Source organism: Streptomyces sp. CB09001, from assembly GCF_003369795.1.
Classification (GTDB): Bacteria; Actinomycetota; Actinomycetes; order Streptomycetales; family Streptomycetaceae; genus Streptomyces.
This window is the reverse complement of the sequence record NZ_CP026730.1, coordinates 6,300,478-6,323,240: the sequence shown is the minus strand read 5'-3', so window position 1 is coordinate 6,323,240 and position 22,763 is coordinate 6,300,478. Positions and strand designations below refer to the sequence as shown.

Annotated in this window: 25 protein-coding genes; all 25 read right to left on the bottom strand. The window is 74.6% G+C overall.

The genetic code is table 11. From position 1 onward, the window contains the following. Positions 1-39 precede the first annotated feature (39 nt). Positions 40-930: a GNAT family N-acetyltransferase gene (locus C4J65_RS29270; protein WP_115745105.1), complete on the bottom strand. Its 891-nt coding sequence runs from the start codon at positions 928-930 to the stop codon at positions 40-42. A gap of 106 nt (positions 931-1,036) precedes the next feature. Continuing rightward, a complete protein-coding gene (locus C4J65_RS29265) occupies positions 1,037-1,882 on the bottom strand; it encodes an inositol monophosphatase family protein (protein ID WP_115745104.1) in 846 nt (281 codons plus the stop codon). A gap of 97 nt (positions 1,883-1,979) precedes the next feature. Further along, positions 1,980-3,815 carry a gamma-glutamyltransferase gene (locus tag C4J65_RS29260; RefSeq protein WP_115745103.1) on the bottom strand — a complete coding sequence of 612 codons (1,836 nt, stop codon included), beginning with the start codon at positions 3,813-3,815 and terminating at the stop codon, positions 1,980-1,982. A gap of 476 nt (positions 3,816-4,291) precedes the next feature. Further along, a complete protein-coding gene (locus C4J65_RS29255; RefSeq protein ID WP_115745102.1) occupies positions 4,292-4,852 on the bottom strand; it encodes a DUF5134 domain-containing protein in 561 nt (186 codons plus the stop codon). A 4-nt stretch (positions 4,853-4,856) separates the two neighbouring features. Beyond that, positions 4,857-5,522, bottom strand: coding sequence for a sigma-70 family RNA polymerase sigma factor (locus C4J65_RS29250; RefSeq protein WP_115745101.1), 666 nt, complete (start codon positions 5,520-5,522; stop codon positions 4,857-4,859). Then, positions 5,519-5,827 carry a DUF6059 family protein gene (locus C4J65_RS29245; protein ID WP_115745100.1) on the bottom strand — a complete coding sequence of 103 codons (309 nt, stop codon included), beginning with the start codon at positions 5,825-5,827 and terminating at the stop codon, positions 5,519-5,521. The genes C4J65_RS29250 and C4J65_RS29245 overlap by 4 nt, the downstream gene beginning before the upstream one ends. Before the next feature lie 34 nt (positions 5,828-5,861). Continuing rightward, positions 5,862-7,772 (bottom strand): enoyl-CoA hydratase/isomerase family protein, encoded by a 1,911-nt coding sequence (locus tag C4J65_RS29240; RefSeq protein WP_115745099.1) that lies wholly within the window; start codon positions 7,770-7,772, stop codon positions 5,862-5,864. Further along, on the bottom strand, positions 7,769-8,635 hold the full coding sequence (locus C4J65_RS29235; protein WP_115745098.1) for an alpha/beta hydrolase: 867 nt from the start codon (positions 8,633-8,635) through the stop codon (positions 7,769-7,771). Before C4J65_RS29235 ends, C4J65_RS29240 begins: the two co-directional genes overlap by 4 nt. Continuing rightward, the gene (locus C4J65_RS29230; RefSeq protein ID WP_115745097.1) at positions 8,616-9,320 is read right to left on the bottom strand and encodes a DsbA family protein; all 705 of its coding nucleotides are present in this window, start codon (positions 9,318-9,320) and stop codon (positions 8,616-8,618) included. Before C4J65_RS29230 ends, C4J65_RS29235 begins: the two co-directional genes overlap by 20 nt. Before the next feature lie 67 nt (positions 9,321-9,387). Continuing rightward, complete coding sequence (gene fabG, locus C4J65_RS29225) at positions 9,388-10,134, bottom strand: 3-oxoacyl-ACP reductase FabG (protein WP_115745096.1); 747 nt, start codon at positions 10,132-10,134, stop codon at positions 9,388-9,390. Between the two features lie 37 nt (positions 10,135-10,171). After that, positions 10,172-10,681, bottom strand: coding sequence for a 3-hydroxyacyl-ACP dehydratase FabZ family protein (locus tag C4J65_RS29220; protein ID WP_115745095.1), 510 nt, complete (start codon positions 10,679-10,681; stop codon positions 10,172-10,174). Further along, positions 10,678-11,085: a hypothetical protein gene (locus C4J65_RS29215; protein WP_115745094.1), complete on the bottom strand. Its 408-nt coding sequence runs from the start codon at positions 11,083-11,085 to the stop codon at positions 10,678-10,680. The genes C4J65_RS29220 and C4J65_RS29215 overlap by 4 nt, the downstream gene beginning before the upstream one ends. After that, entirely contained in the window at positions 11,082-11,369 is a 288-nt protein-coding gene (locus C4J65_RS29210) for an acyl carrier protein (RefSeq protein WP_205351087.1), read from the bottom strand. Before C4J65_RS29210 ends, C4J65_RS29215 begins: the two co-directional genes overlap by 4 nt. A 74-nt stretch (positions 11,370-11,443) precedes the next feature. Then, positions 11,444-12,622: a beta-ketoacyl synthase N-terminal-like domain-containing protein gene (locus tag C4J65_RS29205; protein WP_205351086.1), complete on the bottom strand. Its 1,179-nt coding sequence runs from the start codon at positions 12,620-12,622 to the stop codon at positions 11,444-11,446. Further along, positions 12,619-13,449 carry an SDR family oxidoreductase gene (locus C4J65_RS29200; protein ID WP_115745093.1) on the bottom strand — a complete coding sequence of 277 codons (831 nt, stop codon included), beginning with the start codon at positions 13,447-13,449 and terminating at the stop codon, positions 12,619-12,621. Before C4J65_RS29200 ends, C4J65_RS29205 begins: the two co-directional genes overlap by 4 nt. Next, positions 13,430-14,416, bottom strand: a complete 987-nt coding sequence (locus tag C4J65_RS36210; RefSeq protein WP_162833408.1) for a beta-ketoacyl synthase N-terminal-like domain-containing protein — start codon at positions 14,414-14,416, stop codon at positions 13,430-13,432. The genes C4J65_RS29200 and C4J65_RS36210 overlap by 20 nt, the downstream gene beginning before the upstream one ends. Beyond that, on the bottom strand, positions 14,410-15,681 hold the full coding sequence (locus C4J65_RS29190; RefSeq protein WP_115745092.1) for a beta-ketoacyl synthase N-terminal-like domain-containing protein: 1,272 nt from the start codon (positions 15,679-15,681) through the stop codon (positions 14,410-14,412). Before C4J65_RS29190 ends, C4J65_RS36210 begins: the two co-directional genes overlap by 7 nt. Next, on the bottom strand, positions 15,681-16,682 hold the full coding sequence (locus tag C4J65_RS29185) for a thioesterase family protein (RefSeq protein WP_240330547.1): 1,002 nt from the start codon (positions 16,680-16,682) through the stop codon (positions 15,681-15,683). Before C4J65_RS29185 ends, C4J65_RS29190 begins: the two co-directional genes overlap by 1 nt. Beyond that, complete coding sequence (locus C4J65_RS29180) at positions 16,679-17,437, bottom strand: alpha/beta fold hydrolase (protein ID WP_115745091.1); 759 nt, start codon at positions 17,435-17,437, stop codon at positions 16,679-16,681. The genes C4J65_RS29185 and C4J65_RS29180 overlap by 4 nt, the downstream gene beginning before the upstream one ends. Further along, complete coding sequence (locus C4J65_RS29175) at positions 17,434-18,456, bottom strand: beta-ketoacyl synthase N-terminal-like domain-containing protein (protein WP_115745090.1); 1,023 nt, start codon at positions 18,454-18,456, stop codon at positions 17,434-17,436. The genes C4J65_RS29180 and C4J65_RS29175 overlap by 4 nt, the downstream gene beginning before the upstream one ends. After that, positions 18,457-19,593 (bottom strand): beta-ketoacyl synthase N-terminal-like domain-containing protein, encoded by a 1,137-nt coding sequence (locus C4J65_RS29170; RefSeq protein ID WP_115745089.1) that lies wholly within the window; start codon positions 19,591-19,593, stop codon positions 18,457-18,459. It lies immediately after the preceding gene. Continuing rightward, positions 19,590-20,864 (bottom strand): beta-ketoacyl-[acyl-carrier-protein] synthase family protein, encoded by a 1,275-nt coding sequence (locus C4J65_RS29165; RefSeq protein WP_115746680.1) that lies wholly within the window; start codon positions 20,862-20,864, stop codon positions 19,590-19,592. Before C4J65_RS29165 ends, C4J65_RS29170 begins: the two co-directional genes overlap by 4 nt. Before the next feature lie 5 nt (positions 20,865-20,869). Further along, positions 20,870-21,142 (bottom strand): acyl carrier protein, encoded by a 273-nt coding sequence (locus tag C4J65_RS29160; protein ID WP_115745088.1) that lies wholly within the window; start codon positions 21,140-21,142, stop codon positions 20,870-20,872. A 45-nt stretch (positions 21,143-21,187) separates the two neighbouring features. Further along, positions 21,188-22,117 carry a TIGR03619 family F420-dependent LLM class oxidoreductase gene (locus C4J65_RS29155; protein WP_162833407.1) on the bottom strand — a complete coding sequence of 310 codons (930 nt, stop codon included), beginning with the start codon at positions 22,115-22,117 and terminating at the stop codon, positions 21,188-21,190. 35 nt (positions 22,118-22,152) lie between these two features. Then, positions 22,153-22,584, bottom strand: a complete 432-nt coding sequence (locus C4J65_RS36205; protein ID WP_162833406.1) for an SCP2 sterol-binding domain-containing protein — start codon at positions 22,582-22,584, stop codon at positions 22,153-22,155. Between the last annotated feature and the right edge of the window lie 179 nt (positions 22,585-22,763).

Genomic DNA, 22,763 nt, shown 5'->3' with positions numbered 1-22,763 from the left:
CGGGTGTTCCGCGCGGCGCGACCGGTGCGGGCCCGGTCGTCACAGGTCGAGCTGGTACTCCAGGGCCCGGTGCGTGGGGATGTAGCCGAGCGCGTCGTTGATGCGGCGCATGTGGGTGTTGCTGTCGGCCGTGTCGGTGACCAGACCGGCGAGGTCGGGGTGCTGGGCGCGGGCGAGGCGGATCGACTCGGCCTTCATCCAGCGGCCGAGGCCGTGGCCGCGGTGCTCGGGCAGCACACCGGTGCCGTAGTGCAGCCCGTCCCCCTTGCCGTCGCCCGGCACGACGAACTCCGAGAAGCCGGCGATCGAGCCGTCCGCCTCGTCGACGACGGCCACCGTGGTGAGCTGCTCCCCGCGGTCGGCGACGGCCCGGGCGGCCGCCAGGACCCGCTCGACGTCCCAGGCCACCACGCCGTAGTCGGTGTCGTCCATCGGCATGTCGTCCATCGCACGGCGCGAGTCGGCGAAGGTCCCGGCCAGGTCGTCCGGGACGGTGCCGCGCCAGGACACCAACCGGTAGCCGGGGTGCGGCCGCTCGACGATCGCGTCGGTCTCCTCGGCCCGGCCGCCGCCCGTCCCGCTCAGGTCGAGCCGGGCGTACGTCAGGGCGAGCACACGGCGGAAGCCGCTCGCGGCGAGGAAGTGGTCGCCGGGCGTGTCCGCGTCGGCCTGCGCGACGACCGACCGCCGGCCGGCCTCCCGCGCGGCGGCCACCGCCGCGTCGAGGAGCCGCGACCCGACCCGTCTGCGCCGCTCCGCCGGATGCACGTGCAGCGTCAGCTCCGCCAGGTGGTCCTGCCCTTCCCGGGTGAACACCCGCAGGAACGCGTGCCCGAGCGGACCGCCGTCGTCCCCGCAGGCCAGCCAGGCCAGGCGATGGGCGGAGGGGGTGCGGGCGGGGTCGATGAGAGCGGTGACGCGTATGGACAAGGTGACTCCGGTCGTTCGGCGACGGCTGCCTGGCCCGACAGTCGATCACGCGAGGGGCCGCCGGGGCATCCGGTTTCCCGGGCAGCGGCCTACGCTCCGCGGGGGATCAGGCCTCGCCGGACAGCAGGGCCACCAGCTGGCGGGCCGTGGCCGCGTCGCGGGCGGCGGTGAACGGCAGTTCGTTGCCCCCGGTGATGCGGAAGGGCTCGCCGGTGCGGGTCAGGTGGGTGCCGCCCGCCTCCTCGACCAGGAGAAGTCCGGCCGCGTGGTCCCACGCCGCTTCCCAGGAGAAGGCGGTGGCGTCGGACTCGCCGCGGGCGACGGCCAGGTACTCCAGGCCCGCGGAGCCGCACGGGCGGGGGGCCACACCCGGGGTGCGCAGGGCGAGCAGGTCGCGCTTCTGCTCGTCCGTCGTGTAGTCCGGGTGGGAGGTGGCCACCCGCAGGTCCCGGCCGGGCTCGGGCGGCCCCGCGTACAGCCGCTCACCGTCCAGGAAGGCGCCCTCTCCGCGTACGGCCGTGGCGAGCCGGTCGTCGGCCGGGGCGTAGGTCCAGGAGGCGTGCACGACGCCGCGGTGGGCGAGCGCCACCAGCGTGCAGAAGCCCTCCTCGCCACGCACGAACTGCCGGGTCCCGTCGACCGGGTCGACGATCCACACCGGGGCCTCGCCGCGTATCGCCCCGTACGACGCCGGGTTCGCGTGCACCGCCTCCTCGCCGACCACCACCGAGCCGGGCAGCAGGCGGGGCAGGGCCTCCGTGAGGTACAGCTCCGCCTTGCGGTCGGCGTCCGTCACCAGGTCGTGCGGGCCGGCCTTCTGGTCGACCTCGTGTGCCGCGAGCCGGCGCCAGCGCGGCATGATCTCCTGCGCGGCCGCCTTGCGGACGGCCTCCTCCACGTCGTCGCTGTGCCGGGCGAGAAACTCGTCGATGGTTTCGTTGTCCTCGATCATGACTCCATGAGAGCACGCGCCACTGACAATCCCCACCCGGGTGGTGTACTCCGGGTGGAATCGGCACGAACATCGGGTGCACGCGCGTGCGTGCCGGTCAGCGGCCCACGGCGTACCCCTGCATGCCGCGCGGGTTCGCCGCCGCCGACAGCACGCCCGTCTCCGGGTCCCGGGCGACGGCGCACAGCCGGCCCTCCGACCACGCCTCCCCCACGGTCACGTCGTGCCCGCGGCGCCGCAGCTCCTCGACGACCTCGGCCGGCATGCGGGACTCCACGGTGACCGAGCCCGCCCGCATGCCGCGCGGGAAGAAGGAACCGGGGAAGCTGTCGTTGTGCCAGTTCGGGGCGTCGATCGCGCCCTGGAGGTCGAGACCGCCGCGCACCCGGGCGCGCAGCGCGACCGCGAGGAAGAAGTGCGTCTGCCACTGGTCCTGCTGGTCGCCGCCGGGGGTGCCGAAGGCCATGACCGGTACTCCGTCACGCAGGGCGATGGAAGGCGTGAGCGTGGTGCGCGGGCGGCGGCCCGGCGTGAGCGAGTTGGGCAGACCCTCCTCCAGCCAGGTCATCTGGAGCCGGGTGCCGAGCGGGAAGCCCAGTTCGGGCACGACGGGGTTGGACTGGAGCCAGCCGCCGCTGGGCGTGGCCGAGACCATGTTGCCCCAGCGGTCCACGATGTCGAGGTGGCAGGTGTCGCCGCGGGTGCCGCCGTCGGCGGCGACGTCCGGCTCCCCGGGCACCGGGGACTTCGGGCTCTTGGCGACCGTCGGTTCGCCGACGCCGAGGGCGTCGAGGCCCTCGCCCTCCACGGCGGCGACGAGCGCGTGGGCAGCGAGCCGCGGGACGCGCCCGCCCGGGGCGCCGGGGCGCAGTTCGAAGGAGGCCTTGTCGCCGACGAGTCGCCGCCGCGCCGCGTTGTACCCGGGGGACAGCAACTCGTCGAGCGGTACCCGGTCCGCGCCGTCCGCGTCGCCGTACCAGGCCTCCCGGTCGGCCATGGCGAGCTTGCAGCCCTCGACCAGCAGGTGGACGTAGTCGGCACAGCCGTGGTCGGGCAGCTCGGGCGGGAGCAGCGCCAACTGCTGGAGCAGCACCGGCCCCTGACTCCAGGGCCCGGCCTTGCACAGGGTCCAGCCGTTCCAGTCGTACGTCGCCGGGGCCTCGTAGTGCGCCGACCAGCCGGCCAGGTCGGCGGCGGTGAGCGTGCCGGTGTGGCGTTCGCCGCTGGTGTCCAGGGTGGGCCGCCCGGCCTGCCGCACGAGGGCCTCGGCGACGAACCCGGAGCGCCAGATCTCCCGCGCCGCGTCGATCTCCGCCTCCCGGTTCCCCGCGCCGGCGGCCTCGGCGAGCAGCCGCTTCCAGGTGGCGGCGAGGGCCGGGTTGCGCAGCAGCTCGCCGGGGCGGGGCGGGCGGCCGCCCGGCAGGTAGACCTCGGCGGAGGACGTCCACTCCGTCTCGAACAGCTCCCGGACGGTCTCCACGGTCTCGGCGACGCGCTCCACGGGAGCGTGCCCGTGCTCGGCGTAGCCGACGGCGTACTTCAGCACCTCGGCCAGTGACTTGGTGCCGTGGTCGCGCAGCAGGAGCAGCCACGCGTCGAAGGCCCCGGGCACGGCGGCGGCGAGCGGTCCGGTGCCGGGGACGAGGTCGAGTCCCAGCCCCTTGTAATGCGCCGGTGTGGCCCCGGCCGGGGCCACACCCTGCCCGCACAGCACCCGTGTCTCGCCGCCCGCCGGAGCGAGCAGGATCGGCACCTCTCCGGCGGGCCCGTTGAGGTGCGGTTCGACGACGTGCAGCACGAAGGCCCCGGCGACGGCGGCGTCGTAGGCGTTGCCCCCGTCCTCCAGTACCGCCATGGCCGACTGGGAGGCCAGCCAGTGGGTGGAGGACACCATGCCGAAGGTGCCCTGGAGGGTGGGACGGGTCGTGAACATGGGGCCTCTCACCTCGCTGTGTACGTGTCGCGGCCCAGGGGGATGGGCGCTCAGGACGGGTCCTGGGGAGAATCTGCGGAGTTCGCGCCGGCGGCCTCCTTCTCCCGCTCCCCGGAAGGCTATCGATCGCCCTGCGCCCCTTCGCATACGGGCGGTGGGTCGGCGCCGGCCGGCAAGTTCGTTGACGTAGCGGGTGGGTGCCGAGGAAGAGGTCGGCCCGGCCGTGGACGGTGTCGGGCGTGGCGAGACGGCAGGTCCATGCGCCGCTGGCGTCCGGATGCGGAGCAGTTGACCGCCCTCGCGATCACGTTCATCGCCGTGCACGAGGGTGCTGCGGGGACCTCGCCACCCCGATCTCAGCAGTGCGCCATGACGAGCCGGCCGATGAGCTGCAAGCCACCTACGACAGGGAATTGGTCCTCTACCGGGTGTCAGCCTGGCGAGGCACTCGTTTCCGGCAGAGCTCAGGTCGTCGGTCAGAGTGCGGCGAGCATCGTGAGCATGGCCACCGCCATCACGATCCGGCAGGCGCGTCCCAGCAGGACGCCGGGGTGGGCAGCTCCGGAGGCGTCGGCGGGGCCCGCGGTCGCGAGGGCGGCGCCGGCGAACAGGACGTAGCCGCCGAAGTAGGCGAGCAGCACTGCGGTGAGCACCGGGACGCCCGTCTCGGCCGTGTGCCGGGCGTGTGCGGTGCCGGTACCGGCCGCTCCCATCGGCATGGTGACGGACATGTACACCATGGCGAGCGCACCGAGGGCGTGGTGCAGGCGTTGCCGTGCCGGTGGCGACGCCGACGCGGCGAGTCCGGCGGCCGCGAAGCAGGCCGCGCCCGCGGTGCCGCTCCAGCCCGGCATGACCGCCATGAGCGAGGGCGGTGCCATCGCGGCCATGCCGAACCCCATCACTGCGTCGGACGTCATCTCGGCCCGCTCCGCGCGAGGGCCGGTGCGGACGCGGAACAGGCAGTAGGCGCCGACCGTCGCGCAGAGGGCGGCGAGCAGCCAGCCGGGGAACCCGGACAGTGCCGCGTGCTGCATGAGGTCAGCCCTCCAGGTCCTCGATGAGGGCCGCCCGCGCCCGCGCCACCCGGGACCGCACGGTTCCCACCGGGCAGCCGCTGACCCGCGCGGCCTCGGTGTAGCGCAGGCCGAGCAGCTGGGTGAGGACGAATGCCTCACGGCGTTCCTCGGGCAGCGTGTCGAGCAGCTGGCCCAGGGCGATGCCGTCGTCGAAGCCGGGCAGGCCGCGTGGTTGGGCGCGTTCGGCCATCGTCTCCCAGTCCGGGACGGCGTACAGACGCGGCCGGGCCGCCGCGTACCGCCCGTTGTCGGCCACGGCGCGCCGGGCGATGGTGAGCAGCCAGGTCCGTGCGGACGAGTGGCCCCGGAAGCGGCGCAGGGCCCCCAGGGCGCGCAGGAAGGTCTCCTGGGTCAGGTCGTCGGCGGCCTGCGGATCACGGCTGAGATGGGCCACGTACCGCCAGACGTCCCGGTGCAGTGAGCGCACGAAGCGCTCCGCGGCGTCGGTGTCGCCGTCGCGCGCCGCGAGCGCCAGCCGGGTCGCCTGCGCGTCGCGGGCCGACCGGGTCGCCTGCGCGTCGCGGCCCGGCCCCGGCTCCGGCGTGCGGCAGGACGGCCGGGACGGGTGCGTGTCGCGAGGGGGACGGGCCGCCTGCGGGTCGCGGCGGAGCCGGTCGGGATGCGTCACGGATTTCCCCTTGGTCGGTGCCCGTGGCCGGGCCTGTTCCGCTTCCGTCTGCCGCCGGGGCGCTCACGTGCGGGACGGTCGTCGGCGTACATGCGGCGTTCGAGGTCGCGCTCCTCGGCACTGAGCGGGGTCCGGGCGTCCCGGCTCTCCGGGTGGCCCGGCGGCGGGTCGCCGGAGCGCAGGATCAGCGCCGTGTACTCCGGACAGCCGGGTGCCGTCCACATGCCGCCGTAGGCGATCAGCATCCGCCGGAGCTCGTGGAGCAGGACGAGGACGCGGTGGCGTCGACGCGCCGCGCCCCTCATCCGCGCGGGGCGCGCTCCGGTCGTGCGCGGCCGGTCACCTCCGCTCCCCCGGCGTGGCGCCGCCGGCGCTCTCGGCGATGCCGGACCGGTCCAGGTACGGCGTGACGCCGCCCAGGTGGAAGGGCCACTCGCCGCTCGCCAGGAGCATCAGGTCGGCGTCGGCGGGGGCGGCCAGCACACCGTCGGCGACGAGGGCGCCGATGTCCCGGGCGAGGGCCGTCAGCGCGTGGTCGAGCGCGTCCGGGGCGGTGGTCGTGGGCGGCGGCGTCGGACGGGCCAGGATCCCGGCCCGCAGCAGCAGCCGGGCCGACACGCTCGGCGGCGTCGGCAGGGCGAGCGGCGCGCAGACGGTGTCGAGGTCCTCCTCGGGGGCGCGGTCCAGCAGCGCGCCCAGGAACGTGCCGCGCAGCCGGTCGGCCACGACCCCTGGGTGGTCGCCGACGGGCAGCAGGGGCAGGCCGGTCCGGGCGACGAGGGCGCCCGCCGTGGCGTAGGCGTGGTCGGTGGCCCCGGCCCGGGCCAGTTCCACCACGCCCGGCGCGGAGACGGTGGCCGGCAGGCCGAGGCCGACCAGCCGGCCCGGATGCTTGAGCCCGGCCGCCACCTCGGCCGCCGGGCGGGGGCCGACGGCGATCAGCACACACTCCTCGGAGACGGCGCCCTCGGCCTGCCGCAGCAGCGCGCCGTCCGCGCCGGGTCCGGCGACGACGACGTCCGTGTCCGCGAGGACGTCCACCGCGGTGCCGGCGGTGATCCCTCCGGCGCACCGCCCGGCGTCCAGGTCGGAGATGCGTCCGGCCGCGCGGGCCTCGTCGACGAGGCCGCGCAGGCGGCCGGTCACGGCCTCGCACGCGGCCGGGTCGGGCAGGCACACGGTGACCGGCATGCGCAGCTTCTCCAGCAGCAGGGCGGCGAACCGCAGCCCGTCCTCGCCGTCGCCGATCAGCCCCACGCCGCGCACCGGCCGCGCCAAGCTCGTGTCGGGGCGCGCCGGGTGGGAGGGGGCACGGCTCTGGGTGAGCTGGAAGGCGTAGAGGCTGGAGTGGAACTCGGGGGTGACGAACAGGTCGGCGGCGGCCTGTTCGGCCGCGGTGAGGACCTCCTCCCGGGGGGCCGTCCTGGCGAGTTCGAGCAGTTCCAGGGCGCGGCGCGGGGCGGGTACGGCGCCGTGCGTGTGCGTCTCGACGAGGTCGGCGGCGCGGGCGAGCGCGTCGTCCCACTGGCCGGCGAAGGTGTCCGGCGGGGTCCGCTCCACGGTCTGCCGGCCCGTCAGGACCTCGGCGGCCCAGGCCAGCGAGCGGTCCAGGAAGCGGGTGGGGTCGAGCAGGACGTCCGCGAGACCGAGGTCGTGGGCCTCGACGGGCGAGAGCATCCGCCGGGCGGACAGGGGGTGTTCCAGCATCAGGGTGACGGTCGTGTCGGGGCCGAGCAGCCGGGGCGCCAGCCAGGCGCCGCCCCACGCGGGGACCAGACCGAGCGAGCACTCGGGCAGGGCCACGACGGGCGCGCCACGGGACAGGGTGCGGTAGCCGCAGTGCAGCGCGAGTTCGAGGCCGCCGCCGACCGCGGCGCCGTTGACGAACGCGAAGCTGGGAACGGGCAGTTCGCCGAGGCGGCGGAAGACCTGGTGGCCGCGGCGCAGGGTGCGTACGGCCTCGTCGCGGTCGGTGACGCCGGCCGCGAGTGCCAGGTCCGCGCCGGTGCTGAACATGAAGGCGGTTCCGGTGACGGCCACCGCGGCGATCTCCCCGGTCCGGGCCCGGGCCGCCGCCCGGTCGAGCACCGCGTCCAGGCGGTCCAGTCCCTCGGGACCGAAGGTGGTGGGCCGCATGGCGGGGCCGAGCGGGGGCAGTCCGTTCTCCAGGGTGATCAGGAGGAGGGTGCCCGCGCCGTCGGGCAGCACGACGTCGCGCGGGCGGGGGGTGGTGACGGTCTCCGTGGTCACGGGATCTCCTGCGTGGCCGGGGGCGTGGGGAAGGTGGTCGGGTCGGCGAGGAACTCACGGATGGCAGCGAGGAGTTCGCCGGGACGTTCGAGGGGCGGGGTGTGTCCGGTGGCGGGCAGCACCACGAGCCTGGCCCTGGGCATGCGGGCGGTGTACTCGCGTACGACGGGCAGCCGGATCGGCACGTCGTCGGCGCCGTGGACCACAAGCACCGGCACGTCCACCTCGGGCAGCCGGCCGGTGAGGTCGCCCCGCCGGTAGACGGAGTGGCAGGCGTGCTCGATGCGCTCGCCGGTGAGCGTGGTGAAGTGCTCGGTCCAGGTCCGGGCGGTGTCGCTGGTGAGGAAGTCGCGGCGGAAGTTGAGCCGGGCGACCATGGCCGCGAGGTCCGCGCTCATCCCGTCCGCGAGCACCGCCTCTACCATCGCCTCGAAGGGGCGCCTGGTGTTCTCCGGTTCCTCGTCGGGGCGGGTGTCCACCAGGACCAGGGCGGAGACGAGCGAGGGGTGGCGCAGAGCCATGCGCAAGCACTTCATGCCGCCCATGGAGTGGCCGACCCAGACGGCGGGCCGCTCCCCCATGACGCCGCGGTAGGTGTCCGCGAGCCGGTCGACCTCCTCCTCCAGGGTGTACGGTGCCGCCCGCGCCGGTGCCAGGCCGTGGCCGGGCGCGTCCACGGCGACGGTCGTCCGGGTCGTGGCCAGGGCGGTCGTGACGGGCTCCCACACCCTGCTGTCGGTGAGCAGGCCGTGCAGCAGGACGACCGGGTCACCGGTGCCGCACCGGTGCCAGCCGAAGGCCCAGTCGCCGTCGCCGGCCGTGTCGTGTGTCCGTGTCGTCGGTTCAGCCGCACCCGCCGCCATGTCCGAGGTCACCTCCTCCGCGCGCCTCGAGCACGGGTTCGCGCAGGTCCGGTTCGGGGGGCGGCACGGTGTCGTACGTGGGGCCGAGGGTGGCCAGGAAGGCGTCGAGGCGGTCCAGACCCCAGTACTTGTCGTGGCCGTTGATGAAGTAGGGCACGCCGAACACGCCGTCCTCGACGGCGCGGCGCAGCGCCCGGGCGCCCTCTTCGCGCAGCCCGGGGTGGTCGGCCGCGCCCGCGAGTTCGGCGGGGTCGAGGCCGCTCTCGTCGGCGAGGGCGGCGATGGTGGCGGGGTCGCAGATGTTGCGGCCCTCCAGCCAGCGGGCGGTGTAGACGCGGTCGGCGAACTCGGTGCCGCGGCCGTGGGCCCGGGCGGCGAGCCAGGCCAGGTGGGGTACCTCCCAGACGGGGTCGCGGTCCACCGGCCAGGTGACCTTCAGACCGCGGGCGGTGGCGAGCCTGCGGACGTCGGCGAGGATGTAGAAGTGCTTGGGGCGTGACATCGCCGTGTAGACGAAGGCGTGCCCGGACTCGGCCAGGAGCCGTTCGCTGCGCGCGTCCGGCTCCCAGTAGGGCACCCACTCCAGTTCGGCGGCGACCCTGGGCCGGCGACGCGTCAGTTCCCGGTGGGCCAGCCAGGAGTACGGACTGCGCAGGGAGAAGTAGAAGATGGTCCTCGTGGTCATGGCCCTCGCCTTCCGGGGCTGGCTGCGGTCGGGTGCGGTGCGGGAGGGGCGGCCGGCGCCGCCCGGTTCACAGGGCGATGCCGCCGTCGACGGCGAACACCTGACCGGTGATGTAGGCGGCCCGTTCGGACACCAGGAAGGCCACGAGGTCGGCCACCTCCTCGGGTCCTCCGAAGCGGCCGAGCGCGATGCGGCCGCGCATGCTCTCCGCGGTGTTCGCGGGCAGCTCGGCGGTCATGTCGGTGGAGATGAAGCCGGGGGCCACCACGTTGGCGCGCACGCCGTGGCGGCCGAGTTCCTTGGCGAGGGACTTGGTGAAGCCGATGATCCCGGCCTTGGTGGCCGCGTAGTTGGCCTGTCCGGCGTTGCCGTGCAGGCCGCTGACGGAGGACAGCGTGACGATGCTGCCCGACCTGCGTTTCATCAGCCCGAAGGCGACGGCGCGGCACAGGTGGTAGGTGCCGTTGAGGTTGGTGTCGACGACCTCCCGCCAGTCGTCGTCGCCCATCATCAGCAGAGGTTTGTCCCGGACGATGCCGGCGCAGCCGACGACGGTCGCGATGGGGCCGAGCTCCCGCTCGGTGGCGGCGACCAGCGAGCGGACGGCCCCGGCGTCGGTGACGTCCGCCCGCACGGGCAGTACGCGGGCCCCGGTCTTGCCGGCCGCCTCCGCGGTCTCCCGTGCGGCGTCGTCGCGGCCGCGGTAGCAGAACGCCACGTCGTGGCCGGTCTCGGCGAGCCGTTGCACGACGGCTCGCCCGATGCCGCGTGAGCCGCCGCTGACCAGGGCGACGGGACGGTCGGGTGCGGGCATGGCGGGTCTCCTCGGAGGGCTGCGGGACCGACGGGTCTCAGGGGCTGGAGTGGTCCGGGGCGAGCGGTGGGGCGACGGAGGCGAGCGGGCGCAGCGCGACGATGAAGTGGCCGACCTCGGTCACCGGGGCGCCGTCGCAGTGGGTCCCGCCCGCCAGGATCGTGGTGTCCCCGACCGCCCGGACGACCCGCACCCGGTGTTCGAGCAGGTCGCCGGGGGTTACGGGGCGGTGGAAGGCCACCTCGTCGACGGCACCGGCGAGTTCGACCTTTCCGGTGGTCACGTCGGGGTTGGGCGTGTTCCAGACGGCGAGCAGCACGGCGGCCTGGGCCCAGGACTCGATCAGCAGCGGACGCGGGTAGTGGAAGCGGGCGGGACCGCCGTGCGCCGGGACCCCGCGGTAGCAGGACTCGTTCGCGCTGACCGCCTTGAGCGCGGTCAGGGTCCGTCCCGGATCGACCCGTGTGACACGGTCGACCAGCAGGACGGGGTAGCGGTGCGGGATGATCCGGGTGATGGCGTCGGTGTCGGCGGCCCAGGCGGTCATCGGCCCGCCCCGGTCGCCACCGTGCGATGCCGTAGCCGCAGTTCCGCGACGCGGCCGCGGCCGGTGCTGACCACGACGTCGCTGCGCAGCTCGGGCGCGGCGTCGTCGCCGTCGGCGTACTCGACGCGCAGGGTCAGCTCGTCGCCGGGGAAGACCGGGGCCCGGAAGCGGCAGCGGTCCACGGCGACCAGCTCCCGCTCCCGGTCCAGGCGCCGCTGGTCGAAGAGGATGCTGCGGTCGGCGTACTCGATGAGGCACACCCCCGGCAGGACCGGGAATCCGGGGTAGTGGCCGGGGAAGACCTCGTGCCCGGGGTCGACGGTGGCCCGTGCGGTGACGGCGCCGCCGTCGCGGAGGACGGAGCGGGGTTCCAGGCCGAGCAGGGAGACGGACGGCGCGGTCATGAGGCCGACCTCAGTTTGGCCTCGAGCAGTGCGTAGGTGTCGTCGAGGGTGGCGAGTTCGGTCAGCTCCTCCTCCGCCAGTTTGACGGGGTACTCCGCTTCGAGCCGCACACTGATCTCCAGGGCCATCAGCGAGTCCACCCCGAGGTCGTCGACGAAGTGGGCGCGGTCGGAGATCTCGGCGACGTCGACGTCGAGGATCTCGGCGAGCAGGGTGCGCAGCCGCTCCTTGTCCATGGGCGTGCGGCTCGTGTGGTCGGGTGCGGTACGGGTCTCTTCGGCCATGACGTTCCTTTCGCTGCCGGTTCGGCGGGTCTCGGGCGAGGGCGAGGGCGGAGGCGGAGGCGGGGGCCGGCGGGTCACCTGAGCCGCAGGACGAGGCAGGCGACGAGGCCGTCGTCGTCGACGGAGGTGATCAGGGCGGTGGCGCCGGGCCGGGGGCGGTGGGCGGCGGCGGCGAGCACCGCGGCCAGCTGGACGCCCGCGGACGCGGCCGAGGCGTCGCCGATCAGGTCGCGCACGCCGATGAGCTCGGCGTCCGTGCCGTCCAGTACGGTGCCGAGGACGTCCGTCTCCACCGTGTCGGCCTCGTCGGTGCCGGACGCGGGGTTCCCGAAGCCCATGGGGCAGGCCCCGGGGGGCGGGGCGACGCGCCCCGAGGGTGCGGCGAACGCGACGTCGCCCGGTGTGGTGCCGGCTGCCTCCAGGGCGCCGCGCACGCACCGTTCCAGGGCGGCGCGCGGTCCCCGCGGGCCGGCACCGAAGCGGACGGCGAGGATGTCGGCGTACGGGGTGCGACCGGCCTCCCGGGCGGCCTCGGCGTCCTCCAGCAGGAACATGGCGCACGCCTCGGCGAGCGGTGTGGCGCGGCGGGCCTCGCTCCGCGTGTGCCAGGCCAGCCAGGCGCGTTGTTCGGAGAACTCCTCCACGGCACCGCACAGCACCGTGCGGCTGTAGCCGCGCTCGCGCAGCCGGGTGGCGTAGCGCAGGGCCTGGAGTCCGGTGAGGGGGCCGCCCGCCAGGGTGGCGTTGGGCCCCTTGAGGCCGTACCAGATGGCGCTCTGCCCGGCGGCGCGGTTCATGACGGTGTTGGGGAACAGCGCCGGGTCGACGTAGAAGGGCTTGGCTCCGGTCAGCGCGTCGCGGGTGAAGTCCATGGTGCTCTGCACGGAGCCGGAGCCGGTACCGAGGACGAGTCCGACGCGTTCCGGTTCGTCGAGGCGGCGGGCGGTCCCGTCGGGGTCGACGAGCGTGCCCAGGGTGGCGACGGTGAGGCCGGTGAGCCGGTCCATGGTGCGGGTGCCGCGGCTGCCGAGCACGGTGACCACGTCGAACCCGGGCACGAGCAGGGCGTCGCCCGGCGGTGCGTGCCACACGTCGCGGTTGAGCCGGGGGACGACGGGTCGCCGTTCGGCGAGGCCCTGGGTGAAGGGTCCGGCGCCGATCCCGTACGGGGAGAGCACCGACCATCCGGAGATCACGGTGGTGGTGGCGGGGGTGGGTGGTGCGGTCGCCGGCTGTGGCACGGTGGTGGTCATCGGGTCGCCTCCCGTCGGCTCCAGGTGGCGCCGGCGGCGACGAGTTCCGCGCCGTCCACGCCGATCGTGTTGCCCGTCAGCCACGAGGACGGGGCGTTGGACAGCAGGACGACGGTCTCCGCGACGTCCTCGGGGGTGGTGAGCCTGCCGTGCGGGTTGCCCGCCGCTGACTCGCCGGTGAACTCCTCGTGCCCGGGGATGCGCAGCAGCGACGGTGTGACGGTGACGCCGGCGCGCAGCGCGTTGACCGCGACTCCGTGCGGGGCGAGTTCGCAGGCGAGCTGGCGGACATGGGACTCCAGGGCGGCCTTGGCGGCGGAGACGGCGCCGTAGCTCGGGAGTACCTGGCTGGTGCCGGCGCTGGTCATCGCGAAGACCCGGGAGTTCTCGGCGAGGAGCCCGGCGGACAGCAGGTCCTGGGTCCAGTAGACGAGGCTGTGGGCCATGACGTCGAGCGTCATCTCCAGTTGGGCACGGGTCAGGGACTGCTTGGTGTCGTCGGTGGGCAGGAACGGCACCAAGCTGCCGAAGGCCAGGGAGTGCAGGACGGTGGCCAGCGCCCGGCCGCCGGTGAGTTCGGCGAGGGCGGGCAGCAGGGTGGCCCGCCCGCGGTCGGACGCCGCGTTGACGTTGAAGAGGTGGGCGCGCACGCCTTTGGCCCGCAGGGTGCACTCCAGCTCCCGGGCCGCCCGGAGTCCGTCGGCGCGGTCGAGGTGCACTCCGGCGATGTGCGCGCCCTGGTCGGCCAGGGCGAGGGCGGTGGCCCGGCCCATGCCGCTCGACGCGCCGAGGACCAGACACCAGCGGTCACGCAGTCGATTGCGCACGTAAGCCTCCTGACGGGGTGGGTCGTGGTGCTGCGGCGAGGACGTGGACGGCGGCGAGGTGTCCGGCCGCGGTGGCCGTGAGGACCACCCGGCGCCCGCCGCCGGCGGCGAACGGCTCGGCCGCGGCCAGCAGCGGAGCGAGGCACCCGGCCCCGGCGGGGCGGGCGGCCCGCCGGGCGGACGCGCCGAGGAGCGCGCCGACGGCCGTGCCTCGGGCCGAGCCGTCCAGTACGGCGTGGACCGGTGCGGGCGGCTCGGACTGGACGGCGCTCAGCAGGTCGCCGACGGCGAGGCCGAGTTCGGGGTCGGCGGCGTCGATGCCGGGCGGGACGAATGCGGCCGCGGCCCTCAGGCTGCCCCGCACGGGCGCCCCTCGGCGCTCGGCCGCGGCCCGCGGTTCCAGAACCAGGGCCACGGCTCCCTCCTCGGGCGGCGGTCCGGCCGTCCCGGCCGAGGAGGGAGCCAGGTCCTCCACGGCGGCGACCACCACCAGGTCGGCGCGGTCCAGACGCAGGGCCCGGACGGCCGTCTGCACCGCCTCCACGCCGGCGACGGAGGAGGTGGTGAGGGTGCAGCTGAACCCCTTGAGGGCCTGTTCGGCGGCGAACCGGCCGGCGAGGACGTTGACGGCGAAGTAGGGGGCGAGGGCGGGGCGCAGCCGTTCGGCCCCGGTGTCCACGACGGTGCGGTCCATGGCGCGGAAGAGCGGCGCGAGCCCGTTGTTGGTGCCGACCACGAGGCCGCGCCGGTCCGGCGGCACCTGCACGGGCGCCGTCGCGGAGCGCAGGGCGCGTCGTCCGGCGGCGAGCAGGTAACGGGTGCCCTGGGGCAGGTACTTGTGGCCGCGCGGGCCGAGTTCGGCGTCGGCGTCGAACCAGGCGCCGGGCGGCCGGCCGGGACCGGGTACGACGGTGGCCACGCCGGTGACCACGATGTCCGCCTCGGCGGGGCGGTGCGGCGTCAGCACGGGAGGGCCTCCCGCAGCACCAGGGAGATGTTGTTGCCGCCGAAGGCGTAGGCGTTGACCAGCACGGACCGGGCGGTCAGCGGCGTCGCGGCCGTCGGGAGCGGGACGGCGCAGTCCGGGTCCGGCGCGCCGACCGGCACGTTGGGGGGCACGGTGCCGCGGCCGAGGACGACCGTGGCGGCGACGGCGGCGAGGGCCGCGGCGGCCCCTCCGGTGTGGCCGAGGAGTGCCTTGAGGCTGTACAGGGGCGGTACCTCCGTCCGCGGCCCGAACGTGGTCCGCAGGGCGGCGCTCTCGATCCGGTCGTTCAGCCGGGTTCCGGTGCCGTGCGGGATCACGCAGCCGATCTCGTGGGGTTCGACGTGGGTGCGGTCGAGGGCGTCCCGCAGGGCGCGGACGATCTGTTCGCCGCTCTCCTCGGGGGCGGTGGGGTGTCCGGCGTCGCAGCTCCAGCCGGCCTCGCCGACCTCGGCGAGCGGCCGGGCACCGCGGGCCCGGGCGTACGCCGCCGATTCCAGCACCACGACGCCGGCGCCCTCGCCGAAGACGGTGCCCGCCCGGTCGGCGGCGAACGGACGGCAGCCGTGGGCGTCGACGGCGCCGAGCCGGTTGAAGTTGGCGAGGGCGATGCGGGAGTAGGCGTCGGCGCCGCCGGTGACGACGACGTCGGCCTCGCCGCAGCGGATCATGTCGGCCGCGGTGGCGAGCGCGAAGCCACTGGCGGCGCAGGCGTTGCTGGTGCTGCTCGCCGCACCGGTGACACCGAGGTCGGCCGCCAGCCGTGAGGAGACCTCGAAGTCGGACCACCGGTCCGGTGCCGCCGGCGGATCGTGCGGCGGTCCGGACGGCGCGGGCGCCCCCGGCGGATCGTGCGGCGGTGCGGACGGCGCGGCCCCGCCGCTCCGTTCCCGTTCCCGTTCCCGGTCCCGCTCCCGTTCCCGGTCGCCGAGGGCTCCCATGCACGTCCCGAGCACCACCGCGGCCCGGGCGGCGCGCAGCGCGTCCCGGTCGAGGCCGGCGCCGGCCAGCGCCTCGTGCGCGGCGCGCAGGGCGAAGGTAGTGGCGCGTCCCGGGCCGGTGCCCGGCTCCTCGTCGAGGGCCGGTTCCGGCACCAGGTACATCAGGGGCAGCTCCATGCGCGCCCACGGGTCGGGCACCTTGTCCGGCTGCCTGCCGCGGGCCCGGTCCATCGCCGCGCCGAGGGCGGGCACTCCGGTGCCGTGGCAGGTCACGGCACCGACTCCGGTGACCAGGACGGGGTCCATCAGCCGTGCTGCCCGTTGAGCCGCTGGACCATGCGGTCGTCGAACTCCACCAGGCTCCAGTCGCGCCGGTTCTCGATCAGCGCGTAGCCGTGGGTGATGCGGCCGGTGGCGGTGTGCACGGGGACGCCGTCGCGCAGGACGTAGCAGTCCATCCGGGCGGTGTAGATGAGCCGCTTGAAGACGTCCTCGACGGTGAGGACGGTGTAGATGTCCTCCTCCATCCGGGCCTCGGCGAGCATGACGACGGAGTTCTTCGGTACGACGGGGATCCAGTTCTGTTCGTCCAGCAGCCGTTTGATGGAGATGCCGCGGTCGGCCAGGAAGCGATCGACGGCCTCCTCCATCAGGCGCAGGTAGCCGGACATCTGGAGGCGCTCGGTGAAGTGGCAGTAGAAGTACGGGATGCGCCACTTCCAGCCGAAGGCGTTGGCGTCCGAGGTCAGCGCGGCGAGCAGTTCGTCGCCGTCGGCCACCCTCGCCGGCGGCGTGGCGGCGACGGGTACCCGGACCAGGTGCGCGCGGTCGATCTCCTTGACGGTGAAGCGTTCCAGGACCTGGGGCACCGGGGCGGCGCCGCCGCCGCGCGGGTCGTGCCGCAGGGCCACCCGGACCTTGGCGGAAACGGTCTTGACCGGGGTCGCCGAGCCGTGGACGTCCAGGGAGACGGTCAGGGCGATCTCCTGTCCGACGGGCGGCCCCTCGGCGACGACCCGGGCGGAGACGATGTCGTCGATGTGGGTGGCGGACAGGATCGCGGCCTCGACGCTCACGATGTCGACGCACAGGCCGAAGTCCTCGTAGAGCATCCCGGCGGGCCAGCCGCTGCGTCGCAGGTGTTCGAGGACGGCCTCTTCCACAAGGTAGTTGACGTGTTTGAAGCCGATCCAGGTACAGATGTTGGAGCCCTCGTACCGCGGCCGCAGCTGCACGGTCGAGGGCCGCTCCAGGACCTCCACGGAATCCGGCAGCGAGGGGGCGGTGGTCACGGGTGCCTTGGTCACGTCATCTCCAGCGGGGCGTCGGCCGACGGGGCGCCGGCGGAGCGGTCGGGTGGGGCGAGGAAGTCGCCGAGCAGCCGGCCGAAGGACCGGGCGCGTTCGGCCATCGGGAAGTGCCCGCACCCCGGGAACTCGGCGAGCCGGGCCGCGGGCAGGGCACCGGCGAGCGCGCGGGCGTCGGACACCGGTGCGGCGCGGTCGTCGCTGCCGGCGACGACCAGGACGGGCAGCCGGACGCGGTGCAGCGGCAGCGCGGGAGTGCGCAGGTAGGCCCCGAAGAAGTCCATCCAGCCGTACGGGCCGATGCTCTCGCGGACCCGCAGGGCCATCGCGTGCCGGACCTCGGGGTCGAGGCGGCCGCCCGCGGACACGTGCAGTCCCTCTTCGAGGATCAGGTGGAAGCGGTTGAAGTAGTAGGAGATCGTGTCCCAGTCGAAGTCCTGTCGGCGCGGTCGGTAGAAGGGCGCCACGAGCACGGCCGCGCGCAGCGGCGACGCCTGGGGTGACGCGAGGTGTTCGAGCAGCGCGTTGGCCGCGAAGGAGTGGGCCACCACGACCTCGGCCCGGGTGCCACGCACCACGTCGGCGACGAGACCGGCCGGGTCGCCGGTGAGCCCGGGGCCCGCGGTGCCGTCGAGGGGCCAGCGGACGTCGGCCGCGGTCGTCCGGACGCCCTCGGGCGCCTCGGCGCGGCACGCGTCCCACAGCCGGGTGCTGCCGGCCAGTCCGTGCACCAGGGTCACGCGCAGGGCGCTCATGAGGCGGCTCCCGCGGGCGCCACGGACACGCCGTGCAGGACCAGGGCGGCCGCGGCGTCGTCCTCGCCGGGGCCGTCGCCGCCCGGCCCGCGGCCCGCGGCGGCGAGCATCGAGTGCCCCGCGGTACGGGTGAGCTCGGCGGTGGCGGCCACGCACTGCAGTACACCGAGGGCGCCCGAGCAGTGGCCGTGCCGTGCGCGCAGGTCACGGGCGGGGACGCCGGTCGCGGGCGGCGGGACGGGGGCGGCGGGCGCGAGCGGGAACTCCGGCGGCCACCAGGCGTCCGGTGGGCGGCTCTCGTTCTCCCGGGCGGCGGCGAGGGCCTGGTGCAGGTCGCCCGCGCGGACGTAGCGGCCGATGCGGGCGCGGGGGGTGCCGCCGCGGGCCTCCACGGCGTCGGCGGCCTCGGCGACGAGGGCGACGGCACCGTCGAACAGCGGTCCGGCGTCGCCGACCAGGTGCAGGACCGGCTCGTTGACGGGCTCGACCCCGATGACCAGGGCCCGTCGCAGCCGCCGGGCCGCGATGAGCGTACGGGCCCAGTGGACCGCGTCGAGCCCGGAGGTCGCGCCGTTGCACAGGGTGACGTTGGCGCCGCGCAGCCCGTGGGTGATGGCGACCCAGGAGGCCGTGACGTTGCCGGCGGTGTTGGGCAGCAGCATGGGGCTGGTGGCCCGGTACGTGCTGCTCCTGATCGTGGCGGCGGTCTCGCAGACGGTGTCGACGTTGCCCCAGTTGCTGCTGACCACCACGCCGAAGTCGTCCCCGTCGACGTCGAGTTCCCCGTCGGGGCCGAGCAGTCCGGCGTCATCGAGCGCGTCCCGGGCGGCGCACAGGGCCAGTTTGGTGGCCCGGTCCTTGTAGCGCAGGCCGGACCCCCGCAGGGTGCTAACCGGGTCCGGGCCCGGCGCGGTGCCCGGCGGGTCCGACAGGGCGTCCGGTCCGGGGACCCCTGTGATCGCCGTGCCCGAACCGCTGATCAGCACCTCGGCGCCCGCCGTCGCTTCCGCCGCCCGCATCTACGCCACCTTTTCCACGACGGCCACGGCGTTGAGGCCGCCGAAGCCGAAGGAGTCGATCTGGGCCAGGGAGAGCTCCGGGTCGAGGGCCGCCTCGGGGCCCAGCCGGAAGCCGGCCATCTCGTCGATGGGGTCGGCGAGTCCCAGCGTGGGCGGCACCCTGCCGGAGTCGAGCGACTGCACGGCGGTGATCAGGCTGTGCAGTCCGGAGGCGCCGGCGGTGTGCCCGATCATCGACTTGATCGCGGTCATCCGGGGCGCGGTGTCCACCCGGGCGAAGACGTCGACGAGGGCCTGTGCCTCGGCCGCGTCGTTGTGCGGGGTCCCGGTGCCGTGCAGGAGGACCAGGTCGATGTCGGCGGGCTTGACCCCGGCCCGCGCGTGGGCGTCGCGCATCACCCGGCCGATGCTGTCCACGTCGGGTGCCGAGGGGTGGTGGGCGTCGCAGTTGACGCCGACGCCCCTGACCCTGGCGTGCGGCCGGCGCCCGGCCCCCGGTTCGCGCCGCAGCACCACCGCGGCGGCGCCGTCGCCCTGGAGCATGCCGCGTCGGCCGCGGTCGAAGGGCAGCACCGATTCGGGCGGCTTCTGGTAGACCCGGTCGAGCATGCCGTAGGTGCTCTCGGTGATGGTGTCGGCGCCCGCCACCACCACGGTCTCGGCCTCCCGGAGGTCGAGCAGGTCGACGGCCATGCCGAGGGCGTACAGGGAGGCGGCGCAGGCGTTGGCGACGGTGTAGGTGCGGTCGGCCCCGAAGCGGCGGCGCAGTGCGGTGCCGAAGTGCAGGTCCGCCGGGTCGAGCGGGGCTCCGTCGCACCAGTTCAGCTCGGCGGAGCGCAGCTCTCGCAGGGTGGTGCCGACGATCACGGGTATGCCCGTGAGGTCCTCGGGGAGGCCGGCGTCGGCCAGGGCCTCGGCCACGGCCGCCAGGAGCCACCGGGTGGGGCGCAGCGGGCGGTCCGTGCCGGGGGCGGGCCGGTCGTCGATCTCGTAGGCGTTGCGGGCGCGGAAGTTGGCGCGGTCGAAGCCGCGCAGGGGCGCCAGTCCGGTGCGGCCGGCGCACAGCGCGTCGAAGGTGGCGACGCGGTCGGCGCCGATGCTGCAGTTGGCGCCCATCCCGGTGATCAGCGCGCTCATCGCACCTCCCCGGCCGGTTCCGGGGCCGCCTCCGTGTACTTGCCGAGCACGAGGACCGCGTTGTTGCCGCCGAAGGCGAGGGCGTTGTTCTGCACGACGCGCAGGTCGGCCTCGCGCGGCACGTTGGGAACGCAGTCGAGTCCGCACTCGGGGTCGGTCTCGACGTGGTTGATGGTGGGCGGGATGAATCCCTCGACGATGGCCAGGGCGCAAGCGGCGGAGGCCAGGGAGCTGGCCGCGCCCATGGTGTGTCCGATCATCGCCTTGATGGAGATGGTGCTCGGCGGCCGGTCGCCGAACACGCGCCGGATCGCGGCGGCCTCGGTGACGTCGTTGGCCCTGGTGCCGGTGCCGTGCGCCGAGATGAAGTCGATCTCCTCGGGTTTGACGCGGGCGTTGGCGTGGGCGAGTTCGATGCAGCGGGCGATGCTGTCGCCGTCGGGGGCGACCGGGTGGTGGGCGTCGCAGTTGAGTCCGTAGCCGAGGACCTCGCAGTAGATGCGGGCGCCGCGGGCGAGCGCGGACTCCAGGGTTTCCAGGAGCAGGATGCCGGCGCCCTCACCGGTGAGGATGCCCTTGCGGTTGCGGTCGAAGGGCTGGCACGCCTCGGGGGCGATGGTGCCGAGCCGGTAGAAGCCGGTGAAGGTCTTGCGGCACATGGCGTCGGCGCCGCCCACCAGGGCGACGTCGACGTCTCCGCAGCGCAGCGCGTCGAGTCCGTAGCCGATGGCGTAGTTGCCGGCCGCGCAGGCGGTGGCCAGCGTGGTGGCCTCGACGTCGGTCAGGCCCAGTTCGGCGACCACGGCGGAGGAGAGTCGTCCGGCGGAGCTGCGGCGGGCGACGGCCGGGTCGAGGTGCTCGGGACCGTCGGCGATCTCGGTGGCGACCAGTCGGTCCAGGTCGGCCGACTCGCCGTCGGTGGTGCCGACGCAGACCAGGGCGCGGCGGGAGCGCAGCTCCGCGACGTCCATCCCGGCGTCGCGCACCGCCATGACCGCGGCGGCGGTGGAGAACTGCGCCGCCCGGCCCAGGTGTTCGGTGGGGGTGTGGGTGATCCACTCGGCGGGGTCGAATCCCGTGACCTCGCAGCCGTTGGCGTGGGCGAAGCCCTCGGTCTCGAACGCGGTGATGGGCCGGGCGCCGTTGCGTCCCTCGCGCAGTCCGGCGAGGAACTCCTCGACGCCGATGCCGATGCTGGTCACCGTGCCGAGCCCGGTGACCACCACCCGTCGTGTCCCCTGCGCCTCCGGGTGGGGGGCCGGGGTCGTCACGGCGCTCACCGCGCCGGAAGAGCCTGGTCCACCACCGACTCCACACCGTCCAGGTTGACCATGCGGCTGAGTTCCTCCTGCTCGATGGTGATGCCGAACTCGCGTTCCAGGCCGGCCAGGATCTCGATCGCCCGCAGCGAGTCGGCGTCGTGCTCCTCCTTGAACCGGCTGGTGTCGGTGAGCTGCTCGGGGTCGATCTCCAGGATCCGGCAGACCATTTCCTTGATCTTGGCCTTGCGCGCCTCGCGGTCGGCGACGGTGTTCTCCGGCGTGGTCATCTGCTCTCCAGGGTCGGTGGGTGGGCGCGAAGCTGCGCAAGCGGGTCACAGCAGGACGAGAACGTCCTTGATCAGCCACTCCATGGTTTCGACGATCTCCGCGGGGCGCATGGACAGGTCCAGGACCATCAGCTGCACCCCGGCCCGGCGGTAGGCGTCGATCTCCGTGGCGACCTGTTCCGGGGTGCCGGTGATGCTGACCCGGTCGGACATGAAGTCCATGACTTCGAAGGGCGGAACCAGGGCGCGGCGCACGGTGATCTCGACGGCGGCGGGGTCGCGGCCGGCCTCGGTGGTGAGCCGGTCGAGGGTGGTGCGGGCGGCCGTGATCTCGTCGGGGTACAGCTCGTGGGCGAGCCAGCCGTCGCCGGCCCGGGCCACCCGGCGCAGGGCGGCTTCGGTGTTGCCTCCCACGTACACGGGGGGTCCGGTGCGGCTGTGCGGCCGGGAGGCCAGCCACATGTCGTCGAAGTCGGTGAACCTGCCGTGGAACGAGGTGGGGTGACGGGCGCTCCACAGGGTGCGCATGACCTCGATGGCCTCGTCGGTGCGGGCACCGCGCTGGGTGCGCGGGACTCCGACGGTCTTGAACTCCTCGTCCATCCAGCCGATGCCGGCCCCGAGCACGGTCCGGCCCAGGGACAGCTGGTCCAGCGAGGCCAGTTCGGAGGCGAGGATGACGGGGTTGCGGTAGGGCAGCGCCAGGACGTGGGTGCCGATCCGCACGCGCTCGGTGACGCCGGCGACCACGCCCATCACGGCGACGGGCTCCAGCCAGGCGACGCCCCAGTTGTAGGCGTTGGCGGTCTTGGCCCGCGGATACAGGCAGGTGCTGTTGCGGGTCCGCGGCAGGGCGACGTGGCTGCTGACCCAGACGGAGTCGAACCCCATCCGGTCGGCGGCCGTCGCCACGTCGATCAGATAGCGCCGGCGGCCCGGCGGACCGACGGTGGGCAGTGCGATACCGAACTTCACGGGGCCTCCCCCAGGGCGTTGGGCGGTGCTGTCCGTCAGGCGGGGCGCTCGAACCAGTGCTCGAACTTGGCGGCGTACAGGGTGTTGCCGGAGAGCTTGACCTTGCCGCCGAGGAACGCCTGCATCCCGTTGAGGCGGCCGGTGAGCAGCTTGAGGAAGGTCGGCAGCCCCACGGTGGTGGTCAGCTTGGGGGAGTCGACGCGGCCCCGGGCGGTCCGGCAGCCACCGTCCGCGATCTCGACGTAGTACTCGAAGACGCCGTCGGGCGTGTTGATCAGGTACTGGAACCGGGCCTCCTGCCCCTTGGCCCGGTCGGCGCGGAAGGCCTCGGGCATGTTCCCGAACACGTCGTCGAGGAGCCCCGCGATGCCGCCGGTCTGCTGCCGGGCGAAGTCGAAGACCTCCTCCTCCTTGCGGCGTCCGGCCACTTCCTTGATCTCTTCGAACCTGCCGGTGTCCAGGGCCATGCCACGCTCCTGTGTCGTCGAGCCGGTGTGTCGGACGGCACTCAGGCTGCCCGGGCCGCCGCGGGCGGCGACAGGGCCGTCAGGGCGGTGGATCGGGGCCGCCGGTGACGACCGGGACGGCGGGCCGAAGGCGCTGCCCGACCGGGCACCTCCCCCAGGCCTTTCGGTCCCCGGGCCGC

Excerpts from the sequence above, each read along its gene's own strand:
- C4J65_RS29265 (WP_115745104.1), bottom strand. The coding sequence starts at position 1,882 with ATGATCGAGGACAACGAAACCATCGACGAGTTTCTCGCCCGGCACAGC.
- C4J65_RS29260 (WP_115745103.1), bottom strand. The coding sequence starts at position 3,815 with ATGTTCACGACCCGTCCCACCCTCCAGGGCACCTTCGGCATGGTGTCC.
- C4J65_RS29255 (WP_115745102.1), bottom strand. The coding sequence starts at position 4,852 with ATGCAGCACGCGGCACTGTCCGGGTTCCCCGGCTGGCTGCTCGCCGCC.
- C4J65_RS29245 (WP_115745100.1), bottom strand. The coding sequence starts at position 5,827 with ATGAGGGGCGCGGCGCGTCGACGCCACCGCGTCCTCGTCCTGCTCCAC.
- C4J65_RS29235 (WP_115745098.1), bottom strand. The coding sequence starts at position 8,635 with ATGGCGGCGGGTGCGGCTGAACCGACGACACGGACACACGACACGGCC.
- C4J65_RS29230 (WP_115745097.1), bottom strand. The coding sequence starts at position 9,320 with ATGACCACGAGGACCATCTTCTACTTCTCCCTGCGCAGTCCGTACTCC.
- fabG (WP_115745096.1), bottom strand. The coding sequence starts at position 10,134 with ATGCCCGCACCCGACCGTCCCGTCGCCCTGGTCAGCGGCGGCTCACGC.
- C4J65_RS29220 (WP_115745095.1), bottom strand. The coding sequence starts at position 10,681 with ATGACCGCCTGGGCCGCCGACACCGACGCCATCACCCGGATCATCCCG.
- C4J65_RS29215 (WP_115745094.1), bottom strand. The coding sequence starts at position 11,085 with ATGACCGCGCCGTCCGTCTCCCTGCTCGGCCTGGAACCCCGCTCCGTC.
- C4J65_RS29210 (WP_205351087.1), bottom strand. The coding sequence starts at position 11,369 with ATGGCCGAAGAGACCCGTACCGCACCCGACCACACGAGCCGCACGCCC.
- C4J65_RS29205 (WP_205351086.1), bottom strand. The coding sequence starts at position 12,622 with ATGACCACCACCGTGCCACAGCCGGCGACCGCACCACCCACCCCCGCC.
- C4J65_RS29190 (WP_115745092.1), bottom strand. The coding sequence starts at position 15,681 with ATGGACCCCGTCCTGGTCACCGGAGTCGGTGCCGTGACCTGCCACGGC.
- C4J65_RS29180 (WP_115745091.1), bottom strand. The coding sequence starts at position 17,437 with ATGAGCGCCCTGCGCGTGACCCTGGTGCACGGACTGGCCGGCAGCACC.
- C4J65_RS29175 (WP_115745090.1), bottom strand. The coding sequence starts at position 18,456 with ATGCGGGCGGCGGAAGCGACGGCGGGCGCCGAGGTGCTGATCAGCGGT.
- C4J65_RS29170 (WP_115745089.1), bottom strand. The coding sequence starts at position 19,593 with ATGAGCGCGCTGATCACCGGGATGGGCGCCAACTGCAGCATCGGCGCC.
- C4J65_RS29160 (WP_115745088.1), bottom strand. The coding sequence starts at position 21,142 with ATGACCACGCCGGAGAACACCGTCGCCGACCGCGAGGCGCGCAAGGCC.
- C4J65_RS36205 (WP_162833406.1), bottom strand. The coding sequence starts at position 22,584 with ATGGCCCTGGACACCGGCAGGTTCGAAGAGATCAAGGAAGTGGCCGGA.